At 69.1% G+C, this 26,498-nt stretch carries 30 protein-coding genes; 25 read left to right on the top strand and 5 right to left on the bottom strand.

Annotation, left to right across the window (positions count from 1 at the left end; translation table 11 throughout):
* Window positions 1-748: 748 nt before the first annotated feature.
* From JK364_RS49625 to JK364_RS49565, 13 genes are all read left to right on the top strand, one after another.
* Window positions 749-1,138 (top strand): hypothetical protein, encoded by a 390-nt coding sequence (locus JK364_RS49625; protein ID WP_201858061.1) that lies wholly within the window; start codon window positions 749-751, stop codon window positions 1,136-1,138.
* 60 nt (window positions 1,139-1,198) lie between these two features.
* Window positions 1,199-1,768, top strand: coding sequence for a hypothetical protein (locus tag JK364_RS49620; RefSeq protein ID WP_201858060.1), 570 nt, complete (start codon window positions 1,199-1,201; stop codon window positions 1,766-1,768).
* A gap of 144 nt (window positions 1,769-1,912) precedes the next feature.
* On the top strand, window positions 1,913-3,097 hold the full coding sequence (locus JK364_RS49615; RefSeq protein WP_201858059.1) for a DUF932 domain-containing protein: 1,185 nt from the start codon (window positions 1,913-1,915) through the stop codon (window positions 3,095-3,097).
* Window positions 3,098-3,931: 834 nt separating this feature from the next.
* On the top strand, window positions 3,932-4,405 hold the full coding sequence (locus JK364_RS49610; RefSeq protein ID WP_201858058.1) for a hypothetical protein: 474 nt from the start codon (window positions 3,932-3,934) through the stop codon (window positions 4,403-4,405).
* 219 nt (window positions 4,406-4,624) lie between these two features.
* A complete protein-coding gene (locus tag JK364_RS49605; RefSeq protein WP_201858057.1) occupies window positions 4,625-5,491 on the top strand; it encodes a hypothetical protein in 867 nt (288 codons plus the stop codon).
* 57 nt (window positions 5,492-5,548) lie between these two features.
* A complete protein-coding gene (locus JK364_RS49600; protein WP_201858056.1) occupies window positions 5,549-6,181 on the top strand; it encodes a hypothetical protein in 633 nt (210 codons plus the stop codon).
* Window positions 6,182-6,299: 118 nt separating this feature from the next.
* On the top strand, window positions 6,300-6,860 hold the full coding sequence (locus JK364_RS49595) for a hypothetical protein (protein WP_201858055.1): 561 nt from the start codon (window positions 6,300-6,302) through the stop codon (window positions 6,858-6,860).
* Between the two features lie 125 nt (window positions 6,861-6,985).
* Window positions 6,986-7,381, top strand: a complete 396-nt coding sequence (locus tag JK364_RS49590) for a hypothetical protein (protein WP_201858054.1) — start codon at window positions 6,986-6,988, stop codon at window positions 7,379-7,381.
* 60 nt (window positions 7,382-7,441) lie between these two features.
* Window positions 7,442-7,774, top strand: coding sequence for a hypothetical protein (locus tag JK364_RS49585; RefSeq protein WP_201858053.1), 333 nt, complete (start codon window positions 7,442-7,444; stop codon window positions 7,772-7,774).
* Between the two features lie 310 nt (window positions 7,775-8,084).
* The gene (locus JK364_RS49580) at window positions 8,085-8,744 is read left to right on the top strand and encodes a hypothetical protein (RefSeq protein WP_201858052.1); all 660 of its coding nucleotides are present in this window, start codon (window positions 8,085-8,087) and stop codon (window positions 8,742-8,744) included.
* 118 nt (window positions 8,745-8,862) lie between these two features.
* On the top strand, window positions 8,863-10,464 hold the full coding sequence (locus JK364_RS49575; protein WP_201858051.1) for a ParB/RepB/Spo0J family partition protein: 1,602 nt from the start codon (window positions 8,863-8,865) through the stop codon (window positions 10,462-10,464).
* A 102-nt stretch (window positions 10,465-10,566) separates the two neighbouring features.
* Complete coding sequence (locus tag JK364_RS49570; RefSeq protein ID WP_201858050.1) at window positions 10,567-10,923, top strand: hypothetical protein; 357 nt, start codon at window positions 10,567-10,569, stop codon at window positions 10,921-10,923.
* A gap of 95 nt (window positions 10,924-11,018) precedes the next feature.
* Window positions 11,019-11,366 (top strand): hypothetical protein, encoded by a 348-nt coding sequence (locus tag JK364_RS49565; RefSeq protein WP_201858049.1) that lies wholly within the window; start codon window positions 11,019-11,021, stop codon window positions 11,364-11,366.
* An 81-nt stretch (window positions 11,367-11,447) separates the two neighbouring features.
* On the opposite strand, the gene JK364_RS57380 is transcribed toward JK364_RS49565, so the two are convergent.
* A complete protein-coding gene (locus tag JK364_RS57380; protein WP_269146435.1) occupies window positions 11,448-11,582 on the bottom strand; it encodes a hypothetical protein in 135 nt (44 codons plus the stop codon).
* Window positions 11,583-11,654: 72 nt separating this feature from the next.
* On the opposite strand from JK364_RS57380, the gene JK364_RS57375 reads away from it, so the two are divergent.
* The 7 genes from JK364_RS57375 to JK364_RS49530 all read left to right on the top strand — a co-directional run bounded on the left by JK364_RS57375 (window position 11,655) and on the right by JK364_RS49530 (window position 17,717).
* Entirely contained in the window at window positions 11,655-12,476 is an 822-nt protein-coding gene (locus JK364_RS57375) for an N-6 DNA methylase (RefSeq protein ID WP_201858048.1), read from the top strand.
* 70 nt (window positions 12,477-12,546) lie between these two features.
* A complete protein-coding gene (locus JK364_RS57860) occupies window positions 12,547-13,236 on the top strand; it encodes a DUF3263 domain-containing protein (RefSeq protein WP_307841653.1) in 690 nt (229 codons plus the stop codon).
* Between the two features lie 69 nt (window positions 13,237-13,305).
* The gene (locus JK364_RS49550; RefSeq protein ID WP_201858047.1) at window positions 13,306-13,863 is read left to right on the top strand and encodes a single-stranded DNA-binding protein; all 558 of its coding nucleotides are present in this window, start codon (window positions 13,306-13,308) and stop codon (window positions 13,861-13,863) included.
* A 255-nt stretch (window positions 13,864-14,118) separates the two neighbouring features.
* The gene (locus JK364_RS49545) at window positions 14,119-15,351 is read left to right on the top strand and encodes a hypothetical protein (RefSeq protein WP_201858046.1); all 1,233 of its coding nucleotides are present in this window, start codon (window positions 14,119-14,121) and stop codon (window positions 15,349-15,351) included.
* A gap of 367 nt (window positions 15,352-15,718) precedes the next feature.
* Window positions 15,719-16,228 carry a hypothetical protein gene (locus JK364_RS49540; RefSeq protein ID WP_230993748.1) on the top strand — a complete coding sequence of 170 codons (510 nt, stop codon included), beginning with the start codon at window positions 15,719-15,721 and terminating at the stop codon, window positions 16,226-16,228.
* A gap of 217 nt (window positions 16,229-16,445) precedes the next feature.
* Window positions 16,446-16,790, top strand: coding sequence for a hypothetical protein (locus JK364_RS49535; protein ID WP_201858045.1), 345 nt, complete (start codon window positions 16,446-16,448; stop codon window positions 16,788-16,790).
* A 216-nt stretch (window positions 16,791-17,006) separates the two neighbouring features.
* Window positions 17,007-17,717: a hypothetical protein gene (locus JK364_RS49530; RefSeq protein ID WP_201858044.1), complete on the top strand. Its 711-nt coding sequence runs from the start codon at window positions 17,007-17,009 to the stop codon at window positions 17,715-17,717.
* 184 nt (window positions 17,718-17,901) lie between these two features.
* On the opposite strand, the gene JK364_RS49525 is transcribed toward JK364_RS49530, so the two are convergent.
* Window positions 17,902-19,185 (bottom strand): NsdA family TPR-like regulatory protein, encoded by a 1,284-nt coding sequence (locus JK364_RS49525; protein ID WP_307841652.1) that lies wholly within the window; start codon window positions 19,183-19,185, stop codon window positions 17,902-17,904.
* A gap of 147 nt (window positions 19,186-19,332) precedes the next feature.
* Between JK364_RS49525 and JK364_RS57370 the strand changes: the two genes are divergently transcribed.
* The 5 genes from JK364_RS57370 (at window position 19,333) to JK364_RS49505 (ending at window position 23,221) form a co-directional block, all read left to right on the top strand.
* Window positions 19,333-19,464, top strand: a complete 132-nt coding sequence (locus tag JK364_RS57370) for a hypothetical protein (protein WP_269146434.1) — start codon at window positions 19,333-19,335, stop codon at window positions 19,462-19,464.
* A 160-nt stretch (window positions 19,465-19,624) separates the two neighbouring features.
* Window positions 19,625-21,463 (top strand): albusnodin/ikarugamycin family macrolactam cyclase, encoded by a 1,839-nt coding sequence (locus JK364_RS49520; protein ID WP_201858043.1) that lies wholly within the window; start codon window positions 19,625-19,627, stop codon window positions 21,461-21,463.
* Complete coding sequence (locus JK364_RS49515; RefSeq protein ID WP_201858042.1) at window positions 21,447-21,749, top strand: PqqD family protein; 303 nt, start codon at window positions 21,447-21,449, stop codon at window positions 21,747-21,749. The genes JK364_RS49520 and JK364_RS49515 overlap by 17 nt, the downstream gene beginning before the upstream one ends.
* Window positions 21,750-21,754: 5 nt before the next feature.
* A complete protein-coding gene (locus JK364_RS49510; RefSeq protein ID WP_201858069.1) occupies window positions 21,755-22,099 on the top strand; it encodes a lasso peptide biosynthesis B2 protein in 345 nt (114 codons plus the stop codon).
* A 93-nt stretch (window positions 22,100-22,192) separates the two neighbouring features.
* The gene (locus JK364_RS49505; RefSeq protein ID WP_201858041.1) at window positions 22,193-23,221 is read left to right on the top strand and encodes a protein-L-isoaspartate O-methyltransferase family protein; all 1,029 of its coding nucleotides are present in this window, start codon (window positions 22,193-22,195) and stop codon (window positions 23,219-23,221) included.
* Window positions 23,222-23,349: 128 nt separating this feature from the next.
* On the opposite strand, the gene JK364_RS49500 is transcribed toward JK364_RS49505, so the two are convergent.
* The 3 genes from JK364_RS49500 to JK364_RS49490 all read right to left on the bottom strand — a co-directional run bounded on the left by JK364_RS49500 (window position 23,350) and on the right by JK364_RS49490 (window position 25,793).
* On the bottom strand, window positions 23,350-23,826 hold the full coding sequence (locus JK364_RS49500; protein ID WP_201858040.1) for a hypothetical protein: 477 nt from the start codon (window positions 23,824-23,826) through the stop codon (window positions 23,350-23,352).
* A 223-nt stretch (window positions 23,827-24,049) separates the two neighbouring features.
* Window positions 24,050-25,336 (bottom strand): helix-turn-helix domain-containing protein, encoded by a 1,287-nt coding sequence (locus JK364_RS49495; RefSeq protein ID WP_201858039.1) that lies wholly within the window; start codon window positions 25,334-25,336, stop codon window positions 24,050-24,052.
* A gap of 79 nt (window positions 25,337-25,415) precedes the next feature.
* A complete protein-coding gene (locus tag JK364_RS49490; RefSeq protein WP_201858038.1) occupies window positions 25,416-25,793 on the bottom strand; it encodes a hypothetical protein in 378 nt (125 codons plus the stop codon).
* Window positions 25,794-26,498: the final 705 nt, after the last annotated feature.

Raw genomic sequence — 26,498 nt, 5'->3', positions numbered from 1 at the left:
CCCGCGAAGCGGGGCCGTTCGCTGCCTGCGGGCTGCGCCCGCAGGCAGCGAACGGCCCCGCTTCGCGGGGCCGTTGCTCACGCTCCGCGTGAGCGGCTCCCCCCGCTTCGCTCCAGGAGCCCAACCGCCCCGCTTTGCGGGGCGGTTGAAGGGCAGCCGCTTCGCAGTCATCCAAAAAGGCTGGCAAGGAGTCAGTATGGGTCATCAGCCGTCCCCTGACGGGTGTACAGCCCCGTTGCCGGGCGAGTCCGCTGCGCTCCCCCGCCCGGCCCCTCCGGGACCTGAGACCCACTCACGTGGGCCTAGTGAGCCACGCGAAGCGGGATGCCGATACGAGAACGGGACCGCGCATCAGCTTGTGATGCAGCATGTTGGATTGGCAAAAACAAAGCACACCCCAGAACTGAGCTTATCGGCCCCTACTCTCACGTGGGGCCGATAAGCCCGCGCCACCCGCAGGGGTCCCAGGCTCCCGACTGCCCACCGCGCGCACCTCTCGTCTCCGCTCAGTCAAGAACGGTAAGGGCAGGAGGGAAGTCGGGGTGCGAGTTGTGCCGAATACGCGATCTGAACAGCGGAAATGTTCAATGCCCCCTTTCGGTGGTGTGCAAGATAGCGTGTCAGATAGCGTGCCACACAGTGCCCCAGCTGGTGTGCCAGGTATTGACCCCAATCAGTCTTCCACTATTATGGACTTGTGCGGGAGTGGTGTCCCGAACGGCCGAAGCATCAACAGGAAGGCAGCAGCATGGAAATCGCGATCGCTGGCGGAATCGTCCGACGCGTGGGGGGCGCTCAACACGAGCGATCTGCCCCCATGACTCCGAAGGCCATTTTGGCCCGGACCATCGCGAACTTCCTGCCGCTCGTATGCGAGCGCGCGGGAGCAAAGATCGTGCACAACTCGGACGCCGGATACACCGGTGTGCGGTTCGAGACGGTAAACGGCCCGGTCGTCCTCCAAATGCCGACCGAGGACGGAAACGACTTCCGGATCGTGCACGAGTTCATCGAGCCGAGCGACGAAAACGGCGGCCGGACGGAAAAGGAAATCGTGCATTTCCCGGCCATCTACAAGCCTCAAGGGGTAGCCCACCTCACCGCCGAGATCCTCAATTCGCGCGGATTCCTCGGATAGCCGCTAATCGGCCGCCCGGGAAATCCGGGCGGCCTCCCATCAACCCGAAGGGAAACGACAATGTGGGACCACACGAGGCACACCGAGGACACGCGGCACAGCGAAGGAACCCAGCACACCGAGGAAACCACGCCCGCCGTACCAGTCCCGGAGTCCCTTACCAACTTCGAGTTAAGGCAAGCTCGCGAGGCTTGGAGGCAGTTGGTCGGCTCGGCCGCCCGACCGGCTATGGGGGTCCGCTGGAAGGTAAGGGATCTTGCGCGTACGGCCTTTGAGTTGGGTTGGGCAGCTTGCGCGCGGAGCGGTGTTGCGAGCCCCGCGCTCGCCGACGTGCCGATTCACCCCGAAGCTGTGGCTTCATTCTTCAGGGAGCTCAAGATCGAACTAGGGACAAGGCCCACGCCGCGACTCGGCCAGGAAGTGCGCTACCACGGGTCGTTCGATCGGTACTACGGGGCCTACTTCTGGATCATGGGCGTCACGGAGACGGCCGATAGCCAGGGGCAGGGGCAAGCGCTCTACGTGCTCGGGCGATGGACAGGAAGGGGGTACCGGCGCGTTCTCTCCGACGTCCACCGCTCCAGCGTCACCCCCCTGGATAACTTCCACGAGGTGAAGTGGATCCGGTAAGGGGTCTCTCGCTGCCAGGGGTGCGGCTCAGAGGGCCGCGCCCCTGGTCAGAGGGGGGTTAACACCTCTCCACCTTCCACTATTATGGATGCTGTTCGGGGGTGGTGCCCCGGACACGCCGAAGCATCAACGAAAGGGCAGAGCATGACACAGCAGGTCACGGAAAGCCCCGTCACCCGTACGCCCCGCACGAGCACCCGAAACGCCGATCTATCCGATCTGGCGCACATGCTGGAGGTCCAGAACGGCCGCAAGCTGGACGTGGTCGCTCCCGCCTCATCGCTCACGGTCGCGAATGGAAACCTGATCATGAGTCGGGTGGAGCCCGCCATGACTGACCATGGCCGGATGTTCATGTCCGACGGTACGTACCGGCCCACCGACGTTGCCGAGGAGGGGTTCGCGGCCAAGCTGGGTATTCCGGTCGGGTACCTGCGTCGTATGCGCACGGAGAATCCGGCCCTGTACGACATCAATGTGTGCGGCTGGCTGGAGCAGGACCCGTCGCGCAAGTTCCTGATCCGCGCGTTCCGTGGCGATGCCGCCGAGAACGGGCACTCAGGTGAGGGGGTCGCGCGGGCCTTCCTGTCGGACAGCTACAGGCTGATCGATAACTTCGACATCCTCACCGCCGCTCTTCAGGGAGTCGAGGCGTCCGGCCATCGCGTGGAGATCAAGGGCTGTGACCTCACCGACCGGCGGATGTACGTCCGCGTGGAGTCGGACCAGGTGGCCATCCAGGCCCGGGAGTTGCTCCGGGGGTACCGCTCTCCCTTCACAGGCGAGACGGGCGATCAACTGCCGATGGTTTCGGCGGGCTTCGTCATCTCTAATAGTGAGGTGGGGTCCGGGGCGTTCAGCATCACTCCGCGCGCAGTCGTGCAGGTGTGCCGCAACGGCCTCACCATGTCGAAGGACGTCATGCGAGCCGTGCACATCGGTGCGAAGCACGATGAGGGGATCGTCCAGTGGTCCGGTGCCACGCGCGCCAGGGAGCTGGAGCTGGTGGCTTCCAAGACCGCCGACGCAGTCCAGCAGTTCCTGTCTCCCGCCTACGTCGAAGCCAAGATCGATGAGATCGAGCGCGAGGCCGGTAAGCAGATCTCGGATCCTGCACAGACCATCGAAATGGTGTCCAAGCAGCTCAGTTTCTCCGGCGCGGTGCGGGAGTCGATCCTGAACCACTTCATTCGGGGCGGACAGACGACCGCCGGAGGCGTCATGCAGGCCGTGACGTCGACAGCGCAGACACTCTCCGACGCCGACGCCGCTCACGAGCTGGAGGCCATGGCCCTGCCCGCGCTCGCGGCAGCCGCCCGAGCCGCCTGAGTCCACCCCCTGCCAGGGTGCTACGCCTTCCCGCTCTCCGTCCGGCGGGGCGTACCCCTGGCGCCCGCCCGCACGGGCCCGGCTGGTTCCCCCCGCCCCGGGCCCGTGCGGGTCCCAGCTCCGCCGGGCCGACCGCTCAGGCCGGGCCGGCGGAGCGCGGCCGGGCTGCCCAGCACCAGCCCCAGGACCCGCACCGAGAGGACTGCCGACCCCATGAACATCGTCATGCCGATCGCCTGTACCCAATGCCGCATCGGGCCTTACGCGCGGCTCAGGGTCGCCCTGTACGCCTGCCAGCGGTGCGGAGCACAGCGTCACGTCGCAGAGTTCGAGCTGGCTTCCGGCGAGCGGCTCACCGTTCAGGAAGACCGGTTGTGCATACAGAGGGATCGTGCCGTGCCAGGTCTCTTCACGGTGAAGCCCACGCACGGCGTCCAGGCCCCTATCTGCGCGCCACCCTGAACCGGGCGCTCCTTCACAAGCTCGGTCCGTGTGACCCAGCCGGAGCAGGTCGAGATTTCCATGCGGCTGCGGGAGACGACTTTGACCGACCGCGGTCCCTAGTCACTGACGCGCGCGGAGTTGGGCACGCTGGTGGTGGCGCTCCGATGGCGACGGGGCCGGGCTCAGACGGCGGTCGAACCGCATATTGACCGTGCCCACGAGAACATCACGAAGGCCATCGCCAGCGCCTACGAGGACGCCTTGCGAGCGCTGGAAGAGGGCTAAGGAGCAGGTCAATAGCGGGTTCACCCCCTCACGGATTCCACTATTATGGATAGCGCAAAGGCGCTCCACCCGCATTCGTCGGCCAACCACCACCAGGAGCAACTCATGCCGGAACACGCCGGATCCGCCCCCGACACAGCACTGATCAAGGCTGCCCATGCCCGGGCAGACGAGACCGTCACACAGCTTCTGTTCGCCGCAGGCGACGGGCCGCATGACCTCACATGCGCACTATCGGATCCGCCCGCCGCCGCCCAGGCCGTCGTCATGGTCTACCGCGAAACTGGCGTCTTTCCGCTCTCCGCTGACGACATCGAAATGCTGATGACGCTGATCACCTACGCGTTCACGCGGCCGGAGACAACGAATGCCGGGCTCCTTCTGAGCAGCCCCCATCGCGCAGGAGGCCGCACCATACGCGGCTGGGGAATCCACCAGGGCAAGGTGATCCCCTTTACCGCCGACCAAGCGCGGACCGCCTACTGCACCGACCCGAGTACCGGCGACCGCCTCGAGCCGGACCCTGGCACGCTCTTCGAGGCCGGTTTCCCCATCAGGCCCCCGTCCCTGCCGCTGTGACGGACGTACCGGCGGGCCCCGTCCGAACTCCACGTCATTCACGACGTCGCGCCCGGCTACCCCGCCGCAGCGCGGGCCCGGTCGTTCTTCCCGGTCACCGGGCCCGTGCTTCGCCGACCTCCTCAGCCACGGCGACGTTGAGCACGCATCAGCCGCTGGCCACGTTCCCGCCCACTCCCGCCGGGCTCAGCCCGGCCAACACCGAGCTAGGAGGCACAAGTGCTCACCATCACTACCGCGTCCGGTACGGTCCACGCCGCTCCGTCCGATCCTGACGAGACCGGCGCCGTCCTCTACAACCTCACCGGTCCGGTCACCGGCATGGTGCACGTGGTGGCCACTCACGACCCCAGCCAGTGGCACAAGTTCGGTGCAGTTCGGATCACGCTCGGTTCCGTCGAAGGGCTGCGCCACCTCCCCACCGGACCGTTGCCCAAAATCCGCCGACGCGCCTATCAGGGCATGGTGGTGCGGATACTGGAGCACGCGGCCGAGGCCGCCGAGGGCTGGTACTGGACGAGTGGCTTGACCGACACAGACGACAGGGACGCGCCGCCGCAGGCCAGCGAGACGCTTCACGTGATCATGCGAGCGTGTGGACAGCACTATGCAGACCGCCCCGACCTTCCGCAGTTGTTCCGGCAGGCCCATCGGCGTGAAGCCCCCGAACGGCTCGCCTGGTTGCACCGGTGGATCCCGAAGACCGTTGCCGACTGCGAGCGACTGCAACGGCAGGCCGAGCAGTACCGGGCGGAAGCGCGCCAGTGCGCGCAGCTGTGGTGGGCGCTGGCTGAGCTGTACGTCCACCGCCCTGCGCCGGCGCTCGCCTGTCTACTCGCCAACCGGCGTGAGCACCTAGCGCACCGCGCTGCGTACCTTCCGCGATGGGGCGAGATCTTCGACGAGTGCGCAGCGTTCGAACGCGGGCGTCTCGATCGCTACCGCGAGGAGGAAGAAGGGCTACGCGCAAGGTGGATCTGGAATGGCCGCGTCTTTGTGTCCGGCACCGCCGCCGTTCACGGCGCTGCTCTGGAGGCAGTCCGCTCCCCAGCATCCCGGCCCGGCGCCATTGCTCCGGAGGTGTGAGTGCTGAGCTGCCGTCCTCATGCCGACACCAGCCCTACGACTGGAAGGGAGTGCGCCGTGAATGAACCGCGGAGCCTCGATAGCCAGGCTGACCTCGACCAGTACGCCGAGGAGATCGCCCCGCTCCTGGACCCTCAGTGCCGCGTTGAGCCGTTGCCGCAGCATGTCTGGACGGCCACGCGGATCGTGGACGGTGACGGCCGCGCGCTGGACCTCGTGAAGGACGATGACCCTCGTCTGCGTGTCTGGGCACAGCTGCCGGGCGACGCATCGGTGAAGTCCCCGAGTATCCGGGTGAGCGCGCTGGCTCCGAAGCACGTCGCTGATCACATCCGGCGCAGGCTGCTGCCCCAACATGCGGAGGCGCTGGAGATAGCCGGGCTTGAGAAGGCTGCGCAGGAGGCGGAGCAACGGGCCCGTCGCGCGGTGGTGCAGAGACTGGCGAGGCTGCTTCCGGGCGCGTCCGTAAATCCGGAGTACCCGAGGCCCCGGTACACGACGGTGAGCTTCCATCGGCGCGAGGATCTTGAAGACTCGGCGTTCACGGGCCGTATTTGGGCCACCGTCGGACCACGGGGCGACTCGGTCGAGCTGGAGATCCACGCGTTACCCGAGGAGGCGGAACACGCCTTGCGCGGGATGGCGTCCCTGGATGGCTGGTGCACGCGGAAAGGCGATTCAGCAGGGTAAATCCCCTGGTCAGGGGGGGTTACCCCGAAATTAAATTCCACTATTATGGATATTGTTGGGAGGGCGGCAGTGCTGCCCGGCCGCCCTCCCTTCCCCAGACCACCCGAGAGAGGCCGACGTGTCCACCGATGCCATCCAGCGCCTGGCCGGCCGCCTTGCCCAGACCGGCATGCCGCAGGCCGCCATTCAGGCTCTCATCGACGACACCGACCCCGGGCCGTGCCGCAACAGGCACACGCGCGGTCTGGCGTTCTGCGAGCTCAACCTGGGCCATCACGGTCTTCACATGGCACCGCTGGGGTACGACGAGCACACAGGGCTGCACATGGCCTCTTTCTGGAGCGCCGAGAGCAAGTACCCGTGCACCAGCTGCTACACCCCTCCGGGGCCCGGCACGCCAGCAGGTACGGCTCGTGCGGAACTTCACGCCCTGGAGGACGTCATCATCTGTCGAGCGATCGCCGACGACGTCCTCAGCCTGCACGTACGCCCCACGAGCCCCCGTGAATGGAGCGCCTGGCTCGCCCGAGTGAACGCCTCCCCCGATACGCGGCGGGGTGACGAAGTGCGCTTTGCGCGCGGCCGCGTGCACGGCGCCTACGTATCACTGGTCGGCCATGAAACCGACGGCTTCCCCTGTGGGCACCAGCACCGGACGAGGAAGAAGCCGAAGGCGTGACCGGCACGCAAGCGCTCAGGTCATAGCGGGGGTTGCCCGCAACGTAACTTCCACCATTATGAACACGCGGGGCGGAATCGCCGCCTCCCCGCCCTTCTGTCCCGGATCAGGTACGGAGAACTCCGATGTCATCGCCAGCAGAATGCGCCGAGTACGCACAGAGCGCGCTCGATCACTTCCAGGCCAACGGTGGGCTCAACGCGACATGCAGCGTCGGCGAGCGCGCTCACCGCGCAGGGAAAACGCTGGCCTCCTATGCCGAGGCCACTGACCAGCAGAACGAACCCGCTGAAGAGGTCACCCGGGACCTGATCACCGACCTGTTCCACCTGGCCGACGAGCGGTCCGTCACCCCGGAGGAACTCCTGAGGGCCGCTGAGACCGATACCCCCGAGGACGCGGGGAGCGCCGTCGACATCGTGCGCCTGCTCCAGGGGCTGAGGGACTCGACGGACGGCTGGGAGACCGTAACCGACTGGGCCCGCTCGTGCCACGCGGAGGAGGCCGGAACCAGCAGCTGACCTGCTGCCGGACTCGCCATCAGCGCGGGTCCGGCACCCGACAACCGCATGGAGGAACCCGTGCTGCTCCACACGCTCGGCGCCCTGGCGCGCCGCATCCCGGTCCGCGTCTACCGCGCCTTTGCCCGCCGCCCGTCTCTCCCGCCGATCGCCCGGATCCAGCTTCCGGACGCGACCGGTGTGGAGTCCGAGACCTACAACCGCACGCGCGTGGCAACCGCCGTTGCGCTGTACCTGTACCGCGTCGGGTACCGGGAGGACGTCCCCGAGTCGGCGATCACCCTCGCGGTGCAGGCCCTGGGATGGACGAAGGCGTCGGGCCAGACCCGGGCTGCCGTCCGGGCCGTGCTCGGCGTGCTCACCGCCGACCCCGGCATTGCGCGCGGTCGCTGATGAGATCCGCTGTAGCCGCGACGACTGCACGAACGCCCAGGCATTGCAGTTGACGCCCGGCTGGCCCCTCTCCCGGCAAGCCGAGCCCGTCTGTCCCCGATGCAGCGCACGCGATACGCGATGAGCCAGGGAGCGTTCCCCGTGGCCACGGGAAAGAGGGCTGCCACCGCAGCACCTGCACCGCCCACCCTGTGCTTGACCGCGTCCCGGCGCACCGAGCCCCGCTCGCCCCGCCTTGCCCGGGAGCCCACGACCACACCATGACCAGCGGGAACCAGACCTATCCCGGATTCAAAAGGAGAACCCTGCCATGTCCCATCGTGACGTCCCCCGGTCCATGCTCGACGTCGGCCGAGGCACCACGAGCACCGCAACCGAGACCGCGGCCATCGACGCGCTCACCGCGCGGCGCTGGGAGGCCGGACGCGGCCTGTGCATGCGGCCGACCGGCATGGGGCCGGACTACATCTTCATCGCACCGGTCATCGGCGAGGACGACCAGATGCCCGGCGCCGGCGGTGCATGGGAAGGGCCGCACGACAAGCGTGCCTGGTTCCTGGCTGCCGACCGGCTGCAACGCGACCTGCTCGATGCCGGATGGACCAGCCACGGCCACGGCCCGACCGGCACCCTCTTCAAACGCCCGGCCCCCGCGGCAGTGCAGCAGCTCGCTTCGGACGGTGCCTCTCTGTCCGACGCGCCGCCCGGTGCGTCGGTCCGGCTGCTGGCGATCGCTCAGGAAGTCGGTGTCACCGGCGGGATGCTGGGCAAGGCCGTGCTGCAGGCCGCCCGGAGGGACATGCCCGAGACACCGGACGGCGACGCCGCCGAGCTGCCGCACGGCCAGGCCGCGCAGAAGGCGAAGTCCATCAACGATATGGGGATGGCTGCGCAGCTGGTGTTTCTGTATGAGGGGTACGTGAGCGAAGCGGCGTTCCGTTCCTTTCTCGAAGAGCTGAGCGCGTCCTGAGAGGGCCGAGGGAAGGGATTTCCGCAGGTCAGGTGGGGATTCCCCTCCCCTGATCTTCCACTATTATGAATATGTGTCGGTCGAAGCCGACACCGCCCACCATCGACAGGAGGCACCCGTGTCCACCAAGACGCCGCCCCGCCCGTCTTCCGCCAAGGCCACGCAGCCCGCGCAGACCACGCCTCCCGCGCACGAGCAGGAGCGCCGGATCGTCCAGCTCGACCCCGCCGCCATCGTCCGGGACGAGTGCAACGCCCGCACGACCGACACCGAGGCGGACCCCGAACTGATCGCCTCCGTCAAGGCACTCGGCGTCGAAGAGCCCATCAGCGTCCGCCCGCGTCCCGACGGCACCTACGGGGCTTTCAAGGGATGGCGCCGTGTCCAGGCGCAGCAGATCGCCAATGCCACCGCCAAGGCGGACAAGCGGCCGGAGCGCACGATCGGCGCGTTCGTCCGCGACGACCTGGTAGGCCGTGACGGGTGGACCCGGTTCCTGTCCCTCACGGAGAACAAGAACCGCGAGCAGATGAGCGAGCGGGACACCGTACAGGCCGTCGAACTGTGTCTGCTGGACATGAACGACGTGGAGCAGACGGAAGCCTGCCAGGCCATGGGCCTCAAGCGCGGCGCGGCCAAGACCGCGCGCAAGGCGGCGCAGCTCAGCGACGCCGCGCTGCGCAGCGCATCGGCCGAGGGCATGGATCTGGAGCAGATGGCCGACCTGTTCGAGGTCGAGTCCGTGACCGGCGCACAGCGCAGGCTGGAGGCCGCCAAGGCCCAGGACGAGAAGGAGGGCAAGGGCGGCCGAGGTCACTGGGATCACATCATGGCCCAGCTCCGTCAGACCAAGGCCGAGAACGAAGCCCGTGAGCAGACGGTCAAGGAGCTCGCCGAGGCCGGGATCCCGCTGCTCGAGACCCGCCACTCCTGGGGGCAGAAGGACCCGTCCAAGCCCCTGACGGACCTGACGACGCCGCTGGGCAACCCGTTCACCGGGGAGAACCACGCGGGGTGTCCGGGTCACAGTGCGCGCCTGGACGACGAAGGGCAGCCCGTGTGGCACTGCTCCGACCCGGCCGCCCACGGGCACAAGGTGCGCCCGGCGCCGAAGAAGCCCCGGACAGCGGAGGATGAGGTCCAGGCCGCCGAGCGGCGCAAGGTGATCGCTCACAACAAGGCGTGGGTCGCCGCTCAGGGACCGCGCAAGGACTTCATCGCCAAGCTGTGCGCGGGCCGGACCCTGCCCGATGAGGCCCGCAAGCTCGCGCTGCGGACCGTCGTCAGCCTCCCGTATCACTACGAGAAGTGGGTGGAGAAGAAGCCGACCGAGGACCTCGCCCGATTCCTGGGAATCAAGGACCCCCAGGCCGACGCGAGTGGGACGGCTTCCGGCTCCGACCCCTTCGGGGATCTGGTCGAGCGGACCGGCAAGCCCCGGGAGATGCACGTGGTGTTCGCGGGCGTGGCCGCCGCCTTCGAGTACGACCTTCGGGAGAAGAACGCGTGGCGCAACCTCTTCGGCCACCAGGCCCGGTGGCTGGCGTTCCTGGAAGCGCTGGGATACACGCTGTCCGAGGTCGAGCAAGAGGCCCTCGCTCCGCATCGCCCGAAGCACGTTCAGCAGCGCGCGGATACCAAGTCCGAGGCGAAGCCCGGGAAGCCGACCGACGCTGACGGAGCGTCTGCGGCCGGTCCCGACTCCTCTGAGACCGCCTGATCGGCCGCCCGCTCGCCGCCTTCCCATCGGCCCCCGGCCCGGCGCTTCCTGCCCGGAGCAGCCGGGGGCCGTCCCCCCCCCTGCGCCTCTTGGAGAACAGCCATGTCCGACCCCGACATCCGTGACCACCCCCCGCTCCAGGCCCTGCTCCCGGACCTTCCTGCGGATCGGTGGGGGCCCCTGTCCGGCTTCCCCTGGATCGATCTCCTGCCGGAGACCGGCTGGACAGCCGTCGCGTACTGGGACACCCGTCCCTTGGGCGTCTGGCCGCACCAAATCGCCGCCCACTGCGACGTGGACCGAGCCTTCGGTCTCGCTACGAACATCCACGGCGACGTCACCGTGCATGCCTTCCCGACACGCGAGGAGCGGGACGCAGCTACCCGCCTTCTCGCTCAGCACTGGGACAGCCAGACGAACGGCAGCCCCGCTCAGCGGCACAGGAACCCCGACACCTGAACCGCACGGTCATCCCGCACCCGCAACCAACTTCCCGCTCAGTCGTCCCGGCGGTCCATCGGACCGCACCATCACCAAATAAGGAAGAGATCACCATGAGTGCCACGCTCGCATCGGTCATCAACTTCATCCTCAACCAGGCCGACGAGGACGGCGTCCATAAGGTGTTCGCGGCGGCCAACCAGCGTATCGAGACCCTGCGTAACGCCCGTGCCGCCGAGGTCACCAAAGGCATGGTCGTGCGCCTGTTCGACTTGAGGCCCGGCTTCCTCAACGGGCTCGAGGGAGAGGTCGAGGAGGTGAAGCGCAAGCGGAAGCAGATCATCGCGACCGTCCTGCTGGATGAGCGGTCCACCACCGAGTACTCGTTCCACAGGGAGATCCCCTCGGAGACGAAGAGGCATCGGGTGCGCGTCCCCGCCTCCACGTGCAAGGTCCTGTAGCCCCATCCCGTCGGTCGTCCGCGTGGTCCGCCGCGCGGACGGCCCCGCCCCTCGCTTCTGTTGCGTCTCATCGGCCGCTTCTCAGGCGTGCCTGCCCGATCCGGAGACACTGCTATGGACCAACCCGATTCCCAGAATGAGGTAGGCACCGCCGCCGAGCGCTTCCTCCGTCCTCGCCGAGAGCACGGCACAACCACGGAACAGCTCGTCGCTCATGTCGCCGAAGGTGCCGCTGCCGCCTGGCACCGAGACCGCGGTGGTGTCTCCATCGAGATCCCTCTTGGAGTGGTGGCCACTCTCGCCCAGGTGACACAGCCACCGGAGGGACCGGACGTCAGCGCCCGTCTGCTGACTCTCGCGCCCCAGGAACTGCTGGCCCTCCTGGAACGGGTGTGGTCACTGCAATGGATCGTGCACCCCGAACTCGTTGTGTGGGCTCAACCGCTCCACGCCTGGCTCACAAGCAGCACGCCACCGGCGGAAACCGTCGAAGCCATCCATGCCACCGCTCAGGCCGCCGTTCGTGCCGGGCAGCTGGAGCTGACAGGTGCCCCGGATCCCTGGGGCCGGGCACGAGCTGACCTGCTCGGCCGCGCGCTGGAAGAACTGCGTTCTCATGGCGCGCGCAAGGCCATGGGTGAACACCACACGCCGCCCGACGTTGCTGCGCTGTTCAGCCAGTTCACCGTACGAGAGGTAGACGCTCCGGAGCCTGGACGATGGTTCTACGAGGTAGCGGCCAGCACCGGCGGGATCTTCCGCGCCACCGCCCAGCACCTCCGCCGCAGGGGCCTGAATCCGCATGACTACGGCTGGTCAATGGTCGAGATCGACCCTCTCGCCGCCGCCTGCTGCGCGGTCAACGCCGCCATCTGGGACCTGGGGCCGAACGTCGTGATCGCGTGTGCCGACGTGCTGGTCACCCCCGACGCCCACCAGCAGGCCGAGGCCCAGCGCCGCAAGATCCGGTCTCACCGCGATCGCCTCGTCGGGCAGGCGGATCTCATCGCGACCACGCGCTCCGCCGCCTCACTGCTGAACCTGTCCGCAGCCACCGGGCACGCTGCGCCCGCCGCGCACGAGCGGCAGTGCCCTCCTGCAGCAGAGTGACCACGACTCGGCAGCGCCTCCCGTCCTCTACGCACAGGCTCACCGACCACAACCATGCGAAAGGCACGCCATGACCACCCAGCACGTCGTGTTTCCACCGCTGATCGTCACGCGCCGGGTTGCGAACGAGGACCGCGTCCGGGTCGAGGCCGACGCCCGGCGGATCTGCATCGTGCGAGCCGATCACGTCGCAACCGGCGACCTGGTCCTCGCTTCCTTCGACGGACTGCAGCCCGATTACTTCAACGCTCCCTACGAGGCCGAACCGATGCCGTATGACCGCCACTGCACGTGCGGGGTCTGCGAGTTGCTGGCTGACCAACCCGGACCGGTCGTCGTCCTCTCCGTCACCCCCTGGGGGGTCTGTGACCCTCATCCTGCTGCCGCACCCTTGCTCATCGCTCCCGCAGCCCGGCAGGGGGACACAGACGTCTGCGCGCCGCCAGCCGATGGTGTCATCTGCTGCGCAGCAGGGCTCATCAAACCCGACAAGGACGCGCGACTGGGCCGGGCCGGAAATCCGCTGAGCGACCACGACCAGGCGATCATCCGTATGGCCGCACGGGGCTTCCGCACACCGGGGGCGCGAGACCGCGCCATCCGGGAGCATCTGGGGCTGACTCCCACCCGGTACTTCCAGCTTCTCAACGGCCTGCTCGACGATGTCCGCGCGCTGGCACACGACCCGGTCACTATCAACCGTCTGCGGCGCATCAGGGAGGAGAACCGGGTCAAACGGGAGGACCCGGAAGGGTCATAGGCCTGGTCAGGCGGGGGTTCACAATCCCAGAGCTTCCACTATTATGATTTCACTAGGGAGGAGGTTCTCATGCCTGGTGAGCCCGCCGTGCCGGTCTCCGGCACAGTGATCGGCAACCCCGAAATCCGCTTCACCGACAGCGGCATCGCTGTCGCCCGGTTCCGTATGAAGTCCGTTCCCCGGGTGTGGGACGCCCGGGGCGGAGCCTGGACCGATGGGAAGGCCCTGCGTTACGTGTGCACGGTGTGGCGCAAGGTCGCCGAGCACGTCGCCGAATCCGTGGTGAACGGGATGGACGTGCTGGTCTTCGGCCGGATCACCGATGCCGAGGGGCGCGTACTACACATCAGCGTCGACGACATCGGCATCAGTCTCCGTGACCGCATCGTCTACACCGAAGTGAGCCTTCCCAGCCCACTCGCCGCCCGCCCCCAGGGAGTTGGCGCCGCAGCACCGACACCGGCGCACCAGGACGCGGGAACCGTCGGACCGGCGACCGCCGAGACTGCCACCGTGCACGGGGCCGCGCCGAACTGGTGGCACCAGCAGCGAGCGCGGAGCTGGCAGGGCTTCACTCAGATGGCCGCCCGCGCCACGTCCGACCCCGGCGCCTTCCGCATCACCTGATCGCGCCGCGCCCCCGGCTCGCCATGCCCCACACCACCTGTGGGGCGAAGGGCACCCCCTTGCCGAGACGCGCGCCGCCGTCAAAGACACCGTGCTCTACGACTCCACTCCTCGCCGGGTCCAACGAGCCCAGGCGGTGGCCTCAGCGGCCCCCTTACGCGCGGCCCGGACGCCCGTGCTCGGCCCCGGCAGCCCTCGCGGCCGAACCGGCGACGGCTGCTCCAGCACGTCCCACACCATCTAAGGAGATTCGCCGTGCCCAGTACTCCCGCCTGGCTTCCCGAGCCGCTGCCGGGCCTCGGCCGAGGCGACGTCGACGTCGTCATCAACTGGGGGCTCGGGCGTGACTCGAGCAGCATCATCGCCCGGCTCCTCGACGATCCCGCAGCACACGGCATCGACCTGGAGCGCACCGCGGTCATCCACATGGCGACGGGCGACGAGTGGCCGGACACCATCGCGGACGCGGAGCGGTTCATGCTGCCGCTCTTCCGCCGCCACAGGCTGCGCCTGGTCCAGCTCGCGCGAGCGGGCCAGACCATGGCCGCGGGGATCGAAGTGCTCGATGACTCTCGGTGCCCGGCCAGACTGGTCACCCGCGGCAGCTGGACGCTGTGGGAGGAGATGGAGTCCAACGGCACCGTGCCCCAGCAGGCCGGCACCCGGCTGTGCAGTCTCCACGCCAAGGCGGAGGTCGGGGACCGGTGGATCCCGGCAGCCACCGGCGGCGGCCCCTTCCGGCAGATCATCGGCTTCAACGCCGACGAACCCGGCCGGGCCAAAGCCGACGCCGTCATGAGCAAGAACCCGCTGCGCACGGCCGTCTTCCCGCTCATCGAATGGGGCTGGGGTCTCAAGGACTGCGAGAACTACCTGTTCGACCGGTTCGGGATCTGGTGGAAGAAGAGCTACTGCACCTTCTGCTGCTTCCCCGTGTCCATGGGGTCGCTCCCCGCGCACCTGGACCGGATGCGGGCCCACCCCGAGATCGCCGGGCGTGTGCTGCGCCTGGAATACACCTCCATGGCGCTCAACCCCAACGGCCGTCTGTTCGGCAAGCGCAGCCTGCTGGAGCACTTCTCACCCGCCGACCCCGCCTCCCGAGAAGTCCTGGATGCCTTCCAGCGCGAACTGGACTGCCCCTGGGCCATCTACGAGGTCCGACGGATCTTGCCCGTCTCCAAGGCGGACCCCACCGTGCGAGCTCCGGCGCTCCGGTCCGTCGCGCGCCTGACCTTCGGAACCCCCTCACAGACGGGGCGGCATCTGATCAAGGTCTCGGACAAGCACGACGTGCCGGTGGAGATCGACCCGGAGTACGGCTCGGCTCGCGCATGGCTGAAGAAGCGCGGACAGGGCTTCCCCACCGTGGAGCACTTCCTGGTGGCGGCTCCCTTCTTCGTCAAGGACAAGCAGCAGGAGCGGTTCGAACGCGAATGGGCCGCCCATCGCGGCCTCGGCCGACCGGCCTTCACCAGCCAGGTGTGAGTGGAATGCAGGTGCCCCGTGCTGTACCTGGCCGCCCGCTCGGAGCCAGACGTGCGGAACGCCGTATCCGCCATGCGCCGTGAAGGCAGCCCTCATCGGGACGAGCCAACCCCGCCGCTGTCCGTAGCCCCTTCGCACCCTGATTCCCGACGACGACCGCGTAAGCGATGACCCGGCATCGGGCCCGGCCAACCCGCGGCCGAGCCAGCGCCTCCCTGCCCTCAGCCAAGAGAAAGATCATGCCCCCTGCACACCGCGCTCCCGCTGAAACCGTCACCCGCGCGCCGATACCGGACCTCACTGACTACGACCTGCTGGCCCCCAGCTGTCCGGCGGGAAAGACAGCGCCCTGATGATGTGGTTGTTCATGGAAACGGCCCGGGCAACCGGCGTCGTCGAACGGGTCCACAGCTACCACGCATCGCTCGGCCTCTTGGACTGGCCGGGCATCACCTATCACGGCGTCCACTGGCCCGGGGTGTCCGAACTCGCCGCCCAGCAGAGCACCGCATTCGGCCTGCCTCCCGAGCAGCACACCGAGGTCACCCGCACCATCACCGGCCCCGACGGGACCCGGATGCCCCACTCGCTGCTCACCGAGATCGCCGCCTACGGCCGGTTCCCACGGCCCGGCAGCAAGTACTGCACCAAGAGCGCCAAGGAAATCGTGGTCTCGGCATCCTGGACGCCGTTCGTCACCCGGCGGAAGAAGGAGCTGGGACGCCCGGTTCGGATCTTGAAGGTCCAGGGCATGCGGCGGGACGAGAGCCGCAGGCGCAGCACGCTCAGCCCATACCGGAACGTACTGGCCAACGGTGCCAGGGTCGTCGATGAGTGGCTTCCAGCGCTGGAAGCGACTGGCGGATCCATGACCTGATCCATCTGGCGCAGGCTTCTGACGCTCCCGACCCGGGCGTTGTCTGCGATGACGACACCCACGCCTTCGCCATGCTCGAGCAACAGGTTCAGGCCGCGCTCGCCCAGCCTCCGCGCAAGCCCGTCAAGCTGGCCCGTCGCGCCGACGCACTGCCGTGTACCAGCTGCCCCGCCCACCCCTGACCACACACAATCGAATCGAAAGGAGGGGAAGACCAATGGGCTTCGCGACTGAGCACCTGATGGACCTGGCGGTGTTGGCAGGCGCCACCAGCGACGTACAGGAGCTGAAGAGAATCCTGCGTGAGGGACGCGAGCTCTACCACCGTGGGCTTGAGGAAATGCAGGCCGAAGCCACCCGCGAGTGCTCGGACCTCGCCGAGCAGGAGATCGCCGAGCGATTCCAGCGCCTGGGGGCTCCTTGGCCAGCAGGCAGCACGCGGGATGAGGTCATCTCGATGCTGGCCTTCCACCGCTGGGATTCCACCCCGCCAGCTATGGCCTTCGGCTTCATCGCAGAGCACGCGGCGCGCCGCGGAGTCAGCGTGATCCCGGAAGAGTGATCGCCCGGCTGGAACGGACGGTGGCACGGTCGCGGCCGCCCTCCCGTGTCCGGTGAGTCCGCCGGCCGTGCTGCGACTCCGTCTGCGGCTGAGGTCGCTCGTGGAGCTGGCGCCAAAAATCTCTCTCGCCGGGCTGGATCCCACGAGGGCCCTTCTGCCATTATGAGCAGTAACGGAGCGCGACAGCGCTCACCGTCTGCTACTGATTGGGCCGCCATGCCGTCGAACACCGAAGCACGCCGGCTGGTCGACGCCGTGCAGATCGGTGACGAGTTCGATCTGAGTCCTGGCCGTGTCAATGCCCTCCACGCAGACCGCGAGAAGACAGGCTTCCCGGCGGCACGCCGCAAGAACGGCCGCAAACAGGAATGGGACTACGGCGAAGTCGCCAAGTATTTCGCCGATCGGGATGCCTTGAACAGGCTGGCGAATCTGCCTGCAGACGCCGGTGACCCCGATGAACTCCTCAACGCCTCCCAGGTCGCCAAGGAACTCGGCTACAAGAATCCGAACCAGATCACCACTTACATGCGGGACCATCCCGGCTACTTCGCTGAGCCCGACGTGGTGGAGCATCTCGGCTCGGAGGAGCGTCCGTGGACCAGGATGCAGTGGTACCGGCGGACCATCACCGCCTGGAGGAAGGAGCGTCCGGGAAGGGGACGCCGGGAGGGGAACACCCGGACGCCGCCCGCCTTGCCGAAGGTCTCCTCCGATGGTGACCCCGATGAGCTGCTGGCGGCGCCCCAGGCCGCAGCACTTCTCGGGTTCAAGAGCGTGAATACCTTCTCCAGCTCCCTCTCCCAGGGGAACCTCCCCCTGCTGAAGGAGAGCGACGGCCAGGTGCCCGGCAGCCGGGGCCGGAAATCACGCGCATGGACACGGCGCCGTGTCCTGGACCAGAAGGCAGCACGCAGCCCCAGATGAATGGCGAAGCCGAATCGGTGAACGGTTCGGCTACCGTAAGCTGCGGCACCCGGTCAGGGTTGTTGATGCCCAGGCGGGCCGGGCGACCGCACGATGGCCGGCATGGCGGGACCACCAATCCCTCCCCGCAACGGCATATGCCGTTGCGGACCGGCCATCGCTCATGAGTGGAGACCTTCCGTCTTTACGCGCGGGCGGCGATGCGCTCCCTGAGCTCCTCGGCGGCCGGGACGTCGGGGAGGCGGGGCAGGCGGGCGGAGATGTTGGTCAAGCCGTCGGTGATGCGGACGGAGTGCACTCCCTCCGCGCAGTCGAGGAATTCGTTCCACGTGGTCAGGGCCTGGGCGGTGTTGCCGCGTTTGAGCTGGACGTGGCCGAGGTCGGCGAGGACGATCGCGCGGGTCCGTTTGCGGTCCAGGCCGTGGATGTCGAGGGCGAGGTGGAGGTGTTCCTCGGCTGCGGTGAGATCGCCCAGCTTGGCGTGGATCATGCCGGAGTCATGGGCCCACCGGCCGTGGCTGTAGTGGCTGGCCCAGGACTGTCCGGGTCTGGCTGGGGCGTGCTCGATCGCGGTCTGTGCGGCGGTGAGCATCGTTGCGGCGGTGGTGTGGTCGTCGTCGGCGGCGGACGCGCGGGCGAAGGTGTTGCGGTAATAGGCCAGTGCCTTGGGGTTGTCGAGCTTCCGGCCGCGTTGTTCGCATGCCTCGGCGAGCCGTACGGCGGTGGGGATGTGGCCGAGTTCGATGGCCTGCTCGGCCAGGCCGCGCAGGGCAGTGGCGGCGAGCTCGTTCTCACCGGCCTCGGCGGCGAGGCGGTAGCTGAACAGGTGGTACTTCTGGCTCAGTCCCTGGTTGCCCTCGTCCCGGGCCATCCATCCGATCAGGTGCACCAGCTCGCTGGTGGCGGCGAACAGCTCACGGCCGACCTTCTGGGTCCAGGAGCCGTTCAGCCAGCGATCGACGTCGACGGTCAGGTAGCGCACCGCCAGGTGCCGGGCGTGGCCTCCGCCGAGCTCGGATGCGGCGTCCCCGAGGGTGGTGGTCATGGTGCGGATCGCGGTGACCTCGCCCATCCCGACCCTGACGGGGCCGGGCCGGTTCGCCCGGCGGGTGACCGCTTCGGCGTCGGGAAGGTCGAGGGCGGCGAGGCCGACGGCGGCGGACGCTGAGAAGAACTGACGGCGATCCACGTCGGTGCCTCCCAGGAGCATGACCGAGGTCAAGGTATCGGCGAACTGGCCCTCATTGTCCCCGCAGGCCCCGGAGAGATCGAGAGCGAGGACCTGTTCGAGATACGGCAGCCACTCCCTGGGGACCCTCTTCCCGGCCTCCCACCGGTAGACCGACTGCCGGCCCAGATACCCCTTCTTCCCCCAGCGGGCCTCCGACAGCTCATCAGCAAGTCTGTCCTGGCTGCAGTAGGGGCGCCGTGCCTTGCGCGCCGCGCGGATACGTTCCCCGATGGTCATGTCCGGTCTCATCCGCCGTGATGTGGTTCACAACTGGCCTACAAGTGGCAGACATTCTGGCAGCTACCCACACCCTGCGTCTGCGCGTTGACTGATAGTCACAGCCCGGCCGACGGAAGCCGGGCAGCGAGCGAAGGGATATCCACCATGAATCACAGGACGCCCCCGCCCCCGGTGTACCGGGCCCCCGTCGTGCTGGACGCGGGCAGCGTCACCGTGGTGACTCTGGGCCCGAACACCTTCGACAGCTCCGACGAGTCCGAGTACAAGGACTCCTGAGCCGCCGCCCGGGGCCGGGCGGTCCATGAAACACCACGCCCGGCCCCGGGCACCCGGGAGGCGCCGGTCCACTTCCCGCTCTCGTGTTGGGGCACGCGTGCGGGCGGGGTCGGCGCCTTCGCCTTGTCGCACACGGTCAGGTATGAGGGAGAGGGCATCGATGAGGTGGAGTGCGGGATGGTACGGCGGCACCGGGCATGACCGGCAGCCCGCGTCAGGCCGGGCGGTGCCCGGCCTGCAGACGACATGGACCTGCGGCTGGCCCGCCCCGAAGGTGCGCGCCGCCGGCGCGGGCCCCGCGGCGCTGGCGGTGGTCGGCGAATGCGGCGCGGATGACCACCAGTTGCAGGACGCGCTGGCGACCGTACGGGCGCAGGAATGGCGGGCGCTGACCCGCTGGCCGGGCTCGTATCTGACGATCGCCCGCAGCGGAGCGACCCTGGCGGTGATCGGCGATCTCGCCGGGCAGTACCCGGTCTACTACCGCACCGAGGCGGCCGGGACCTGGTGGTCGACGGCGGCCTCCGCCCTGGCGGCGCTGGACGGGGCGCCGGTCGACGCCACCGCGCTCGCCGCCCACCTGGCCCTCGCCCAGCCCGACGTCCTGGCCACCCGGAGCCTGTTCCGCGGTGTGCGGCGGGTGCCGGGCGGGCACCTGCTGCTCATCGGTCCGGACGCAGCCGGGACCGAGCGGTACGAACCGGTCGTCTTCCCGCCCGTGGACCTGCGGCAGGCCGCGCCCGTGGTGCGGGCCGCCCTGGCGGAGGCGGTCGCCGCCCGCATCGATGGCCGGCCGGTCAGTACGGACCTCGCGGGGCTGGACTCCACCACGCTGGCCTGCCTGGCCGCCCAGCGAGGACCGGTGACCGCCGTCACCTTCGCCGACCACCGTTTGCGCGACGACGACCTCGCGTTCGCCACCCGCACTGCCGCCGCGGTGCCGAACCTCACCCACCTCCCGGTGCCCGGCGCCCCGGAGACCATGTACTACGCGGGACTCGACGACCTCGGCCACCTGCCGGTCACCGACGCCCCCAACCAGTTCGCGATCACCGCCACCATCAAACGCACCGTCCTGGACACCGTCGCCGCGCACACCCCTGCCCCAGGGGTGCACTTCACCGGAGCCGCCGGGGACGCGGTGCTCTCCGCCCCCTCCTCCTACCTCGCGGACCTGCTGCGCACCGGTCAGCGTCGCCGGGCCTGGCAGCATGCGCACCTCCGCGCCCGGCTGCGGAACACCTCCACGCGCACCGTGCTGTCCCGGGCGCGGCCGGCGGCCCGCACTGACCTGGCCGGGGCCTGGCGCCAGACGGCCGCCGACCTGCGGGCGCCGGTCCGGGACTGGATCCCCCAGGCACAGCGGCCGATCGCCTGGACTCCGCTGCTGGCTTCGGCGGACTGGATGACCCCCGACCTGCGCCACCGCCTCGCCATTGCCCTGGACCATGCGGCAGACCACCTCGGCGAGGCACCGGTCCTGCTGACCGACTGGACCGAACGCCAGGACCTGACCCGGCTCGGCGTGAACACCAGCGGGTGGCGGGCCCTCGCGCTCGACGAGTACGGCATCGACCTGGCCGCCCCGTACCTGGACAACGAGGTGATCCGGGCCTGTCTCGCGGTCCCCGCCGACCAGCGCGGCACACCCTCCCGGTACAAACCGCTGCTGGCCTCGGCTTTCGCGCCGACCGGCGTGGTGCCCGGCTTCGTCCTCGCCCGCACCACCAAGGGCGGCTTCAACGCCCTCAATTACCAGGGTCTGGCCCACCACGCCCCGGTCCTGCGGGAGTTGCTGGGGCCCACCTCACGGCTGGCTGCCCTGGGCCTGGTCACCGAAGCGCCCATCACCGCCACGCTCAGCCGAGCCGCCGCCGGACAGCCCACCGCGCTCGGCGCTCTCCATCTGGTCGTCGCCGCCGAGGTCTGGCTGCGCCAGCTGGCTGCCGCGCCTGCCCCGTGGTGGCAGGAGGTGATCTCCGGTGTGGCAGCTGCGTGATGGCGCCCATGCCGCTCTCGCTGACGAGGGTGGCGCGATCCTGGACGAACACAGCGGCCGCTGGATGTACCTGACCGCGACCGCGACCGCCGCGGTGATGCTCCTGCGCACCTGCTCCGGCGAGGAGCAGGCCGCGGCCGGCTACGCCCAGCGGTACGGCATTCCCGCCGCCCAGGCCGCCGCCGACGTGCGCACGGTCGCTGAGACCTTGATCGCCGAGGGTCTGGCCACGTACGGAGTGGCGCCCTCGCGGCGGCGCTGGCGCCTGTGGAGGTGGGGGCGGTGACCAGTATGGAGGCGTACTCCACCGTCCGTACCGGCACTCGCCGCGAACGCGCGGCCGCGGCCGCTGGTCTGGCGCTCGCCCTGGTGCTGCTGCGGCTGCCCTTCCGTCACACCGTCCGCGCCGTGCGGCACACCGCCCGGCTGTGGCCCGGCCGCGCCGCCTGTATGGAGACCTCGCTCGGCGCCGTCCTCGCCGCCGCTCTGCTCGGCCGACGCCTCACCTGGTGTCTGGGAGCCCGCTTCGCCCCGCCGCCGGTCGAGTACCACGCCTGGGCCGAACTCCCGGGCCACGGGCCCGTCGGCGAGTACACCGCCGACGGGTGGCACCGCCACACCGCGCTGACGGTCTGACCCCGTGCCCCGGTCACTCCGGGCGCGTGTCCTTCACCCGCCCGGAGCAGTTACCGCATACGAGTGCCCCCGCCCCCTTGCAAGGAGTGAGCAGTGACCGCCGCCGTCGAAGAGGCCGCCGAGCTCGTACCCGAGCGCCACTACACCCACCACGAAGGCCGCGGCGCTACCCCGCACCGCTCCAACCCCGCCGTGATCCACCGCGAGCTGACCACCCTCGACGTCCACCCGGGCATGAATGTCCTCGAGGTCGGCACCGGCTCCGGCTACTCCGGCGCCCTCCTCGCCCAGCTCGTCGGACCCACTGGGCAGGTGACCAGCCTCGACGTCAGCGCCTACCTCGTGCAGTGGGCAAACGTGATTCACCACGAACGCGGCGCCCGCACGGTGCGCTGCCACACCGCCGACGCTACTGTCGGCGGCTTCCCCGAACATGCCCCGTACGACCGGATGGTGGCCTGGTGCACCCCGCCGCTGCTGCCCCGGTCGTGGGTGGAGCAGGTGACCGACGGCGGGTTGATCGTCACCCCGCTCCCGATCGCGGCCGTGCCCCATACGACCGTGGTCGCCGCCATCCGCGTCCGCAGCGGCGAACCGGTCGTGGAGGCCGTGGCCACCGGCGGATACATCGAGACCACCACCTCACCGAAAACCGACCTCGATCTGCCCGGCCGCTGGGTGGACTGGGAAAACCGCGTCCCCGCCCCCTCCTGGATCTCCATCACCTGGCGCGGCCAGGACGACTACCTCCACACCGGCGCCCGCACCGCACTCAACCAGCTGCTCAAGGACGCACACACCGAGCCCTACGGCGGGCCCGACATCGACTGGCACTCCTGGCGAACCTACGCCGCCTCCCTCGCCGATCCCCAGCTGACCCAGGCCGGACTCCGCCCCGAACTGCGGGCCCTGGGTCGCACCACCGCCCGCACGGCCGCCGTCATCCAGCAGGACGGCACCATCCGCGCCGACCACCCCGACTCACCGTCCCTGGCCGCCCTGCACGGCTGGCTCACCGCCTGGGAAAACGCCGGACGACCCGCACCCGAGACCTACACCCCAGCCCTGAACCGGCACGACGAACCCGGACTGACCGGCTGGAACCTCCGTCTCAGCCGTTGAAGGCACTCCTGGAGACGCGGACCTTGGGCGCAATAGCGTCGCTGATCCAGACCGCACCCCGGAAAACGGTGGGAGGGCTGCCGCCTCATCGGCGACAGCCCTCCCTCGTTCCTCAGGTCGTTCGCGGGCTACGAGCAGTGCTTCTTCTCGTAGGAGCCCCAGGCTTCCGCGCGGTCCCAGCTGTTGTTGTACTCGAAGCCGCCCTCGAGGTTGACGCAGGCGCCGCGGGCCTTCGCATAGACCGGCCCGGCGAACTTCTTGTAGTTCTCGTTGCCGTAGCCGTCCTGGTCCCAGTTGCCCGAGCCGCTCTTGACGATCCTGACGCTGATGTGGTTGGGCTTGTAGATCCCGTTCTTCGGCCGGGCGATGGCGCAGTTCTTGCCGGTGGAGTTGGACCAGTAGACGTCGATGTACCCGACGGTCCGGTGCCGAGTGTCACTGCCCCAGACGTTCTTGATCGGCCAGGACTTCTTGAAGTGATAGGCGCTGCCGCAGCGGTTGCCCCTGTCGGTGGCGCTCGCGCTCGGCGCGGTCGCGATGGCGACCGTGCTGCCGATCATGGCCACGGCCGAGGCCGCCACGACGGTCTTACGGATCTTATGCATGGTCTTCTTACCTTCCATGATGACTATTCGCGTTTGGGTTGGTCTGTGGTCTGTCTGCGCTGGAGTCGAGGGCCGTCGCGGCGGTGCCCGGCCGCGCGGCTGGATGAGTGCCGTGGACGGCCACTGGTGAGCGGTCCGCATGCGGAGGCGGGCCTCGCTTGCGCTGCCGGTACGGCCGAACCGTGAGGCGGCCGGGCTGGTGTGCTGGGCAGACGGGGGTGTGTCAGGGGGCATGGGGGGCGTCCTTGGGGTCGGGGCGGTGGAGGCGCCAGTGGCGCATGTGCGTCTCGACCTCGTGGTCCAGGAGCTCGCCCCAGTGGCCGGCGGCGGCCAGGCGCTCGCGGGCCCGGTGCTCTTCGCGGGCGGCCGCCGTAGCGTGCTCTTCGTGTGCGGAGGCCAGCTCGGCGTCACGAGTAAGGCGGTCTTCGACGGCGGCCCGGGCCTGCTCGGCCTGCCGCTGTTCGGCACAGCGCGCCTGGCAGGCGGTGCACGGCCGGTCGGTGCCGAGGATCAGCCCGTCCTCGCAGGAGGGGTCGGGGCACTCGTGGGCGGTGAGGAGGTCGGCGACGTAGCCGACGGGGCGCCGGATGGGGTCCGGGCCGGTGTAGTCGTCAGCTGCTCGTGCGGGTCCGCGGGCTTGGTGCCAGCGGCGGTTAATGCGGGCGATCAGCTGTTCGGGTGTGCGGGGCGGGATCTGGTAGGTGCCGGACTCGGGGCCGGGGACTCCGGTGAGGGCAGTGCAGATGGCGCGCACCAGGGTCGGAGCGAGGCGTCCGCCGGGGCGAGTGGGCTGGACTTCCTGTGGTACTGCGGCCGCGACCTGGTCCCAGCCGGGGGGCCGTTTGCGCGGCCCGGTGGTGATGGTCTTGGCCTTCCGGGTGGTGCCGGCCGTCCTCGAGGCGGAGCCCGCTGCGGTGGAGACAGCGCTCTTACCACCCGCACTGGTCCTGCGGACGTCCGGGAGATGGTTCCGCCTGGTGGGTTTTTGATGACCGGTTATGGAGGGGGCGCCTGTGACACCCAGGGAGGGTGTTGCCGGCGCCCCCTGAGAGGGGTTGCTGACAACCCCTGCCCCTGCGACGGAAGAGCCCTGGTCGGGGCAGGGGTCGTCAGCAACCCCTGCCTTCGGCGTGGGCCGGGGGATGAACTCGCCGTCGCGGATGGCCGCGTACCGGTCGTCGTGGTCCTGGTAATGGCTGATCTCGGCGAAGGGTGTGCCGAGGCCGCCCCACTGGTCCCACGGCCCGTGGACGAAGTACCGGTTGCTCGTCTTGCTGCCGTTGCCGCGGTAGCGCTGCCGGGCGGACAGATAGCCGTCCCGCCGCAGCTCCCGCAGCAGGGTCCGGGCGCGCTCTTCGCTCACCAGCGCTTCCCCGGCGATCAGCGCGCGGCTGGGGAAGGCGGAGTAGTTCTGGTCGCACCGGGTGGCGATCGCCAGGAGGACGAGCTTGTGCGCCGGTGTGGGCAGGTGCAGCCGCATGACGTAGGCGGCGGCGTCGACTCCGCTCACCTCTGGCCGCCGTGTTCCGCACGGGCGGAGCCGGTGAGCGGAGCTGTGGTCCGTGCCGTGGCGGCCGCAGCACGGCGGGTCACGGGTATCGCTCGTGGATGCGGGTGGATTCGATGTGGCCGCGGGCTGCGGGGGTGTCGGCCTCGGTCGGCTGCATGCGGATGCGGCCGTCGGTCAGCAGGTCTTCGGCGCGGCCCTCACCGCCGCTCTGGAGCTGCCAGCCGCAGGCGAGGTCGGCGACCACGGCCCGGGCGAGCATCAGGTACTCCTCCGGGCGGGTCTCGCGCGCCGCGAGCCAACTGCCGATCTTTCGGGTGTGCTGGCCGACGGCGAGAAGCTCGTGGATCAGCACGGAGGTCGACGGAGTGTCGTGCGTGGTGCAGTCGACAGCGGCCGGGGCGGCCGCCTTGGACGTGCGGTAGTGACGGACACGTGAGCGGCGCGGCCAGAGCGGCATCGGGCTCCTCCTTGAGGACGGGTTCTGCTTGGCGATGAGCAGACCCGGGCGCCCTGACCGGATCGGTGGCCAAATCCGGTAGCCAGGAGTCACGTTCGCGTCACGTTGGCCGTGGTCGACGTTGTGGTCAGGCCCGCGGCGATTGCGCAGCCGCGTGGTTGCGTATCTGGGCTGCGCAACGGCGACCGCGCACCGGCTGCGCAGCCGGTAAGGAACGACGGGGCCGGAAGCGGCAGCGGGCTGCGCAACCCGCCATCCCTCGGGGCCGGCGGGGCCGGGGGCCGGGGGATGAAGACCACCGGTCACCCGCTGATCGAGGGCTAGCTGCAGGGATCCGTCATGTGGCTGACCGGCCGTCGACGACAGGCCGGTCAGGTACTGCTGGCTGAAGGCGAGCCCCTCGACGGCTGGCTGCGGCCGGGCCCCGACGGGAGCGGCAGAGGGCAGGCCGGGTCGGCGTGCGAGGCAGGCCGTCGGGGGTGTGGTCAGGGTTGACCGGTTGGTTGACCACGGCGCGGCCAGGCCAATGTGACCCGGTTGTGACGGTGGTCAACGGTGGCTGGCCAGTGGACCGGTCAGGGGCGGCGGGTTGTCTCCAGGCATACGACCAATCTGCTTGTGACCTGGAGTTCTCATGCCTGTGTTCCCACGCCGTGAGGCGTCTTCAGAGGCCGGGGTGCCGTCGTCGGAGGCGGCTGTCCCGGT

It is taken from the genome of Streptomyces endocoffeicus, from assembly GCF_016741935.1.
GTDB lineage: Bacteria > Actinomycetota > Actinomycetes > Streptomycetales > Streptomycetaceae > Streptomyces > Streptomyces endocoffeicus.
This window is presented reverse-complemented; position numbering and strand designations above follow the sequence as displayed.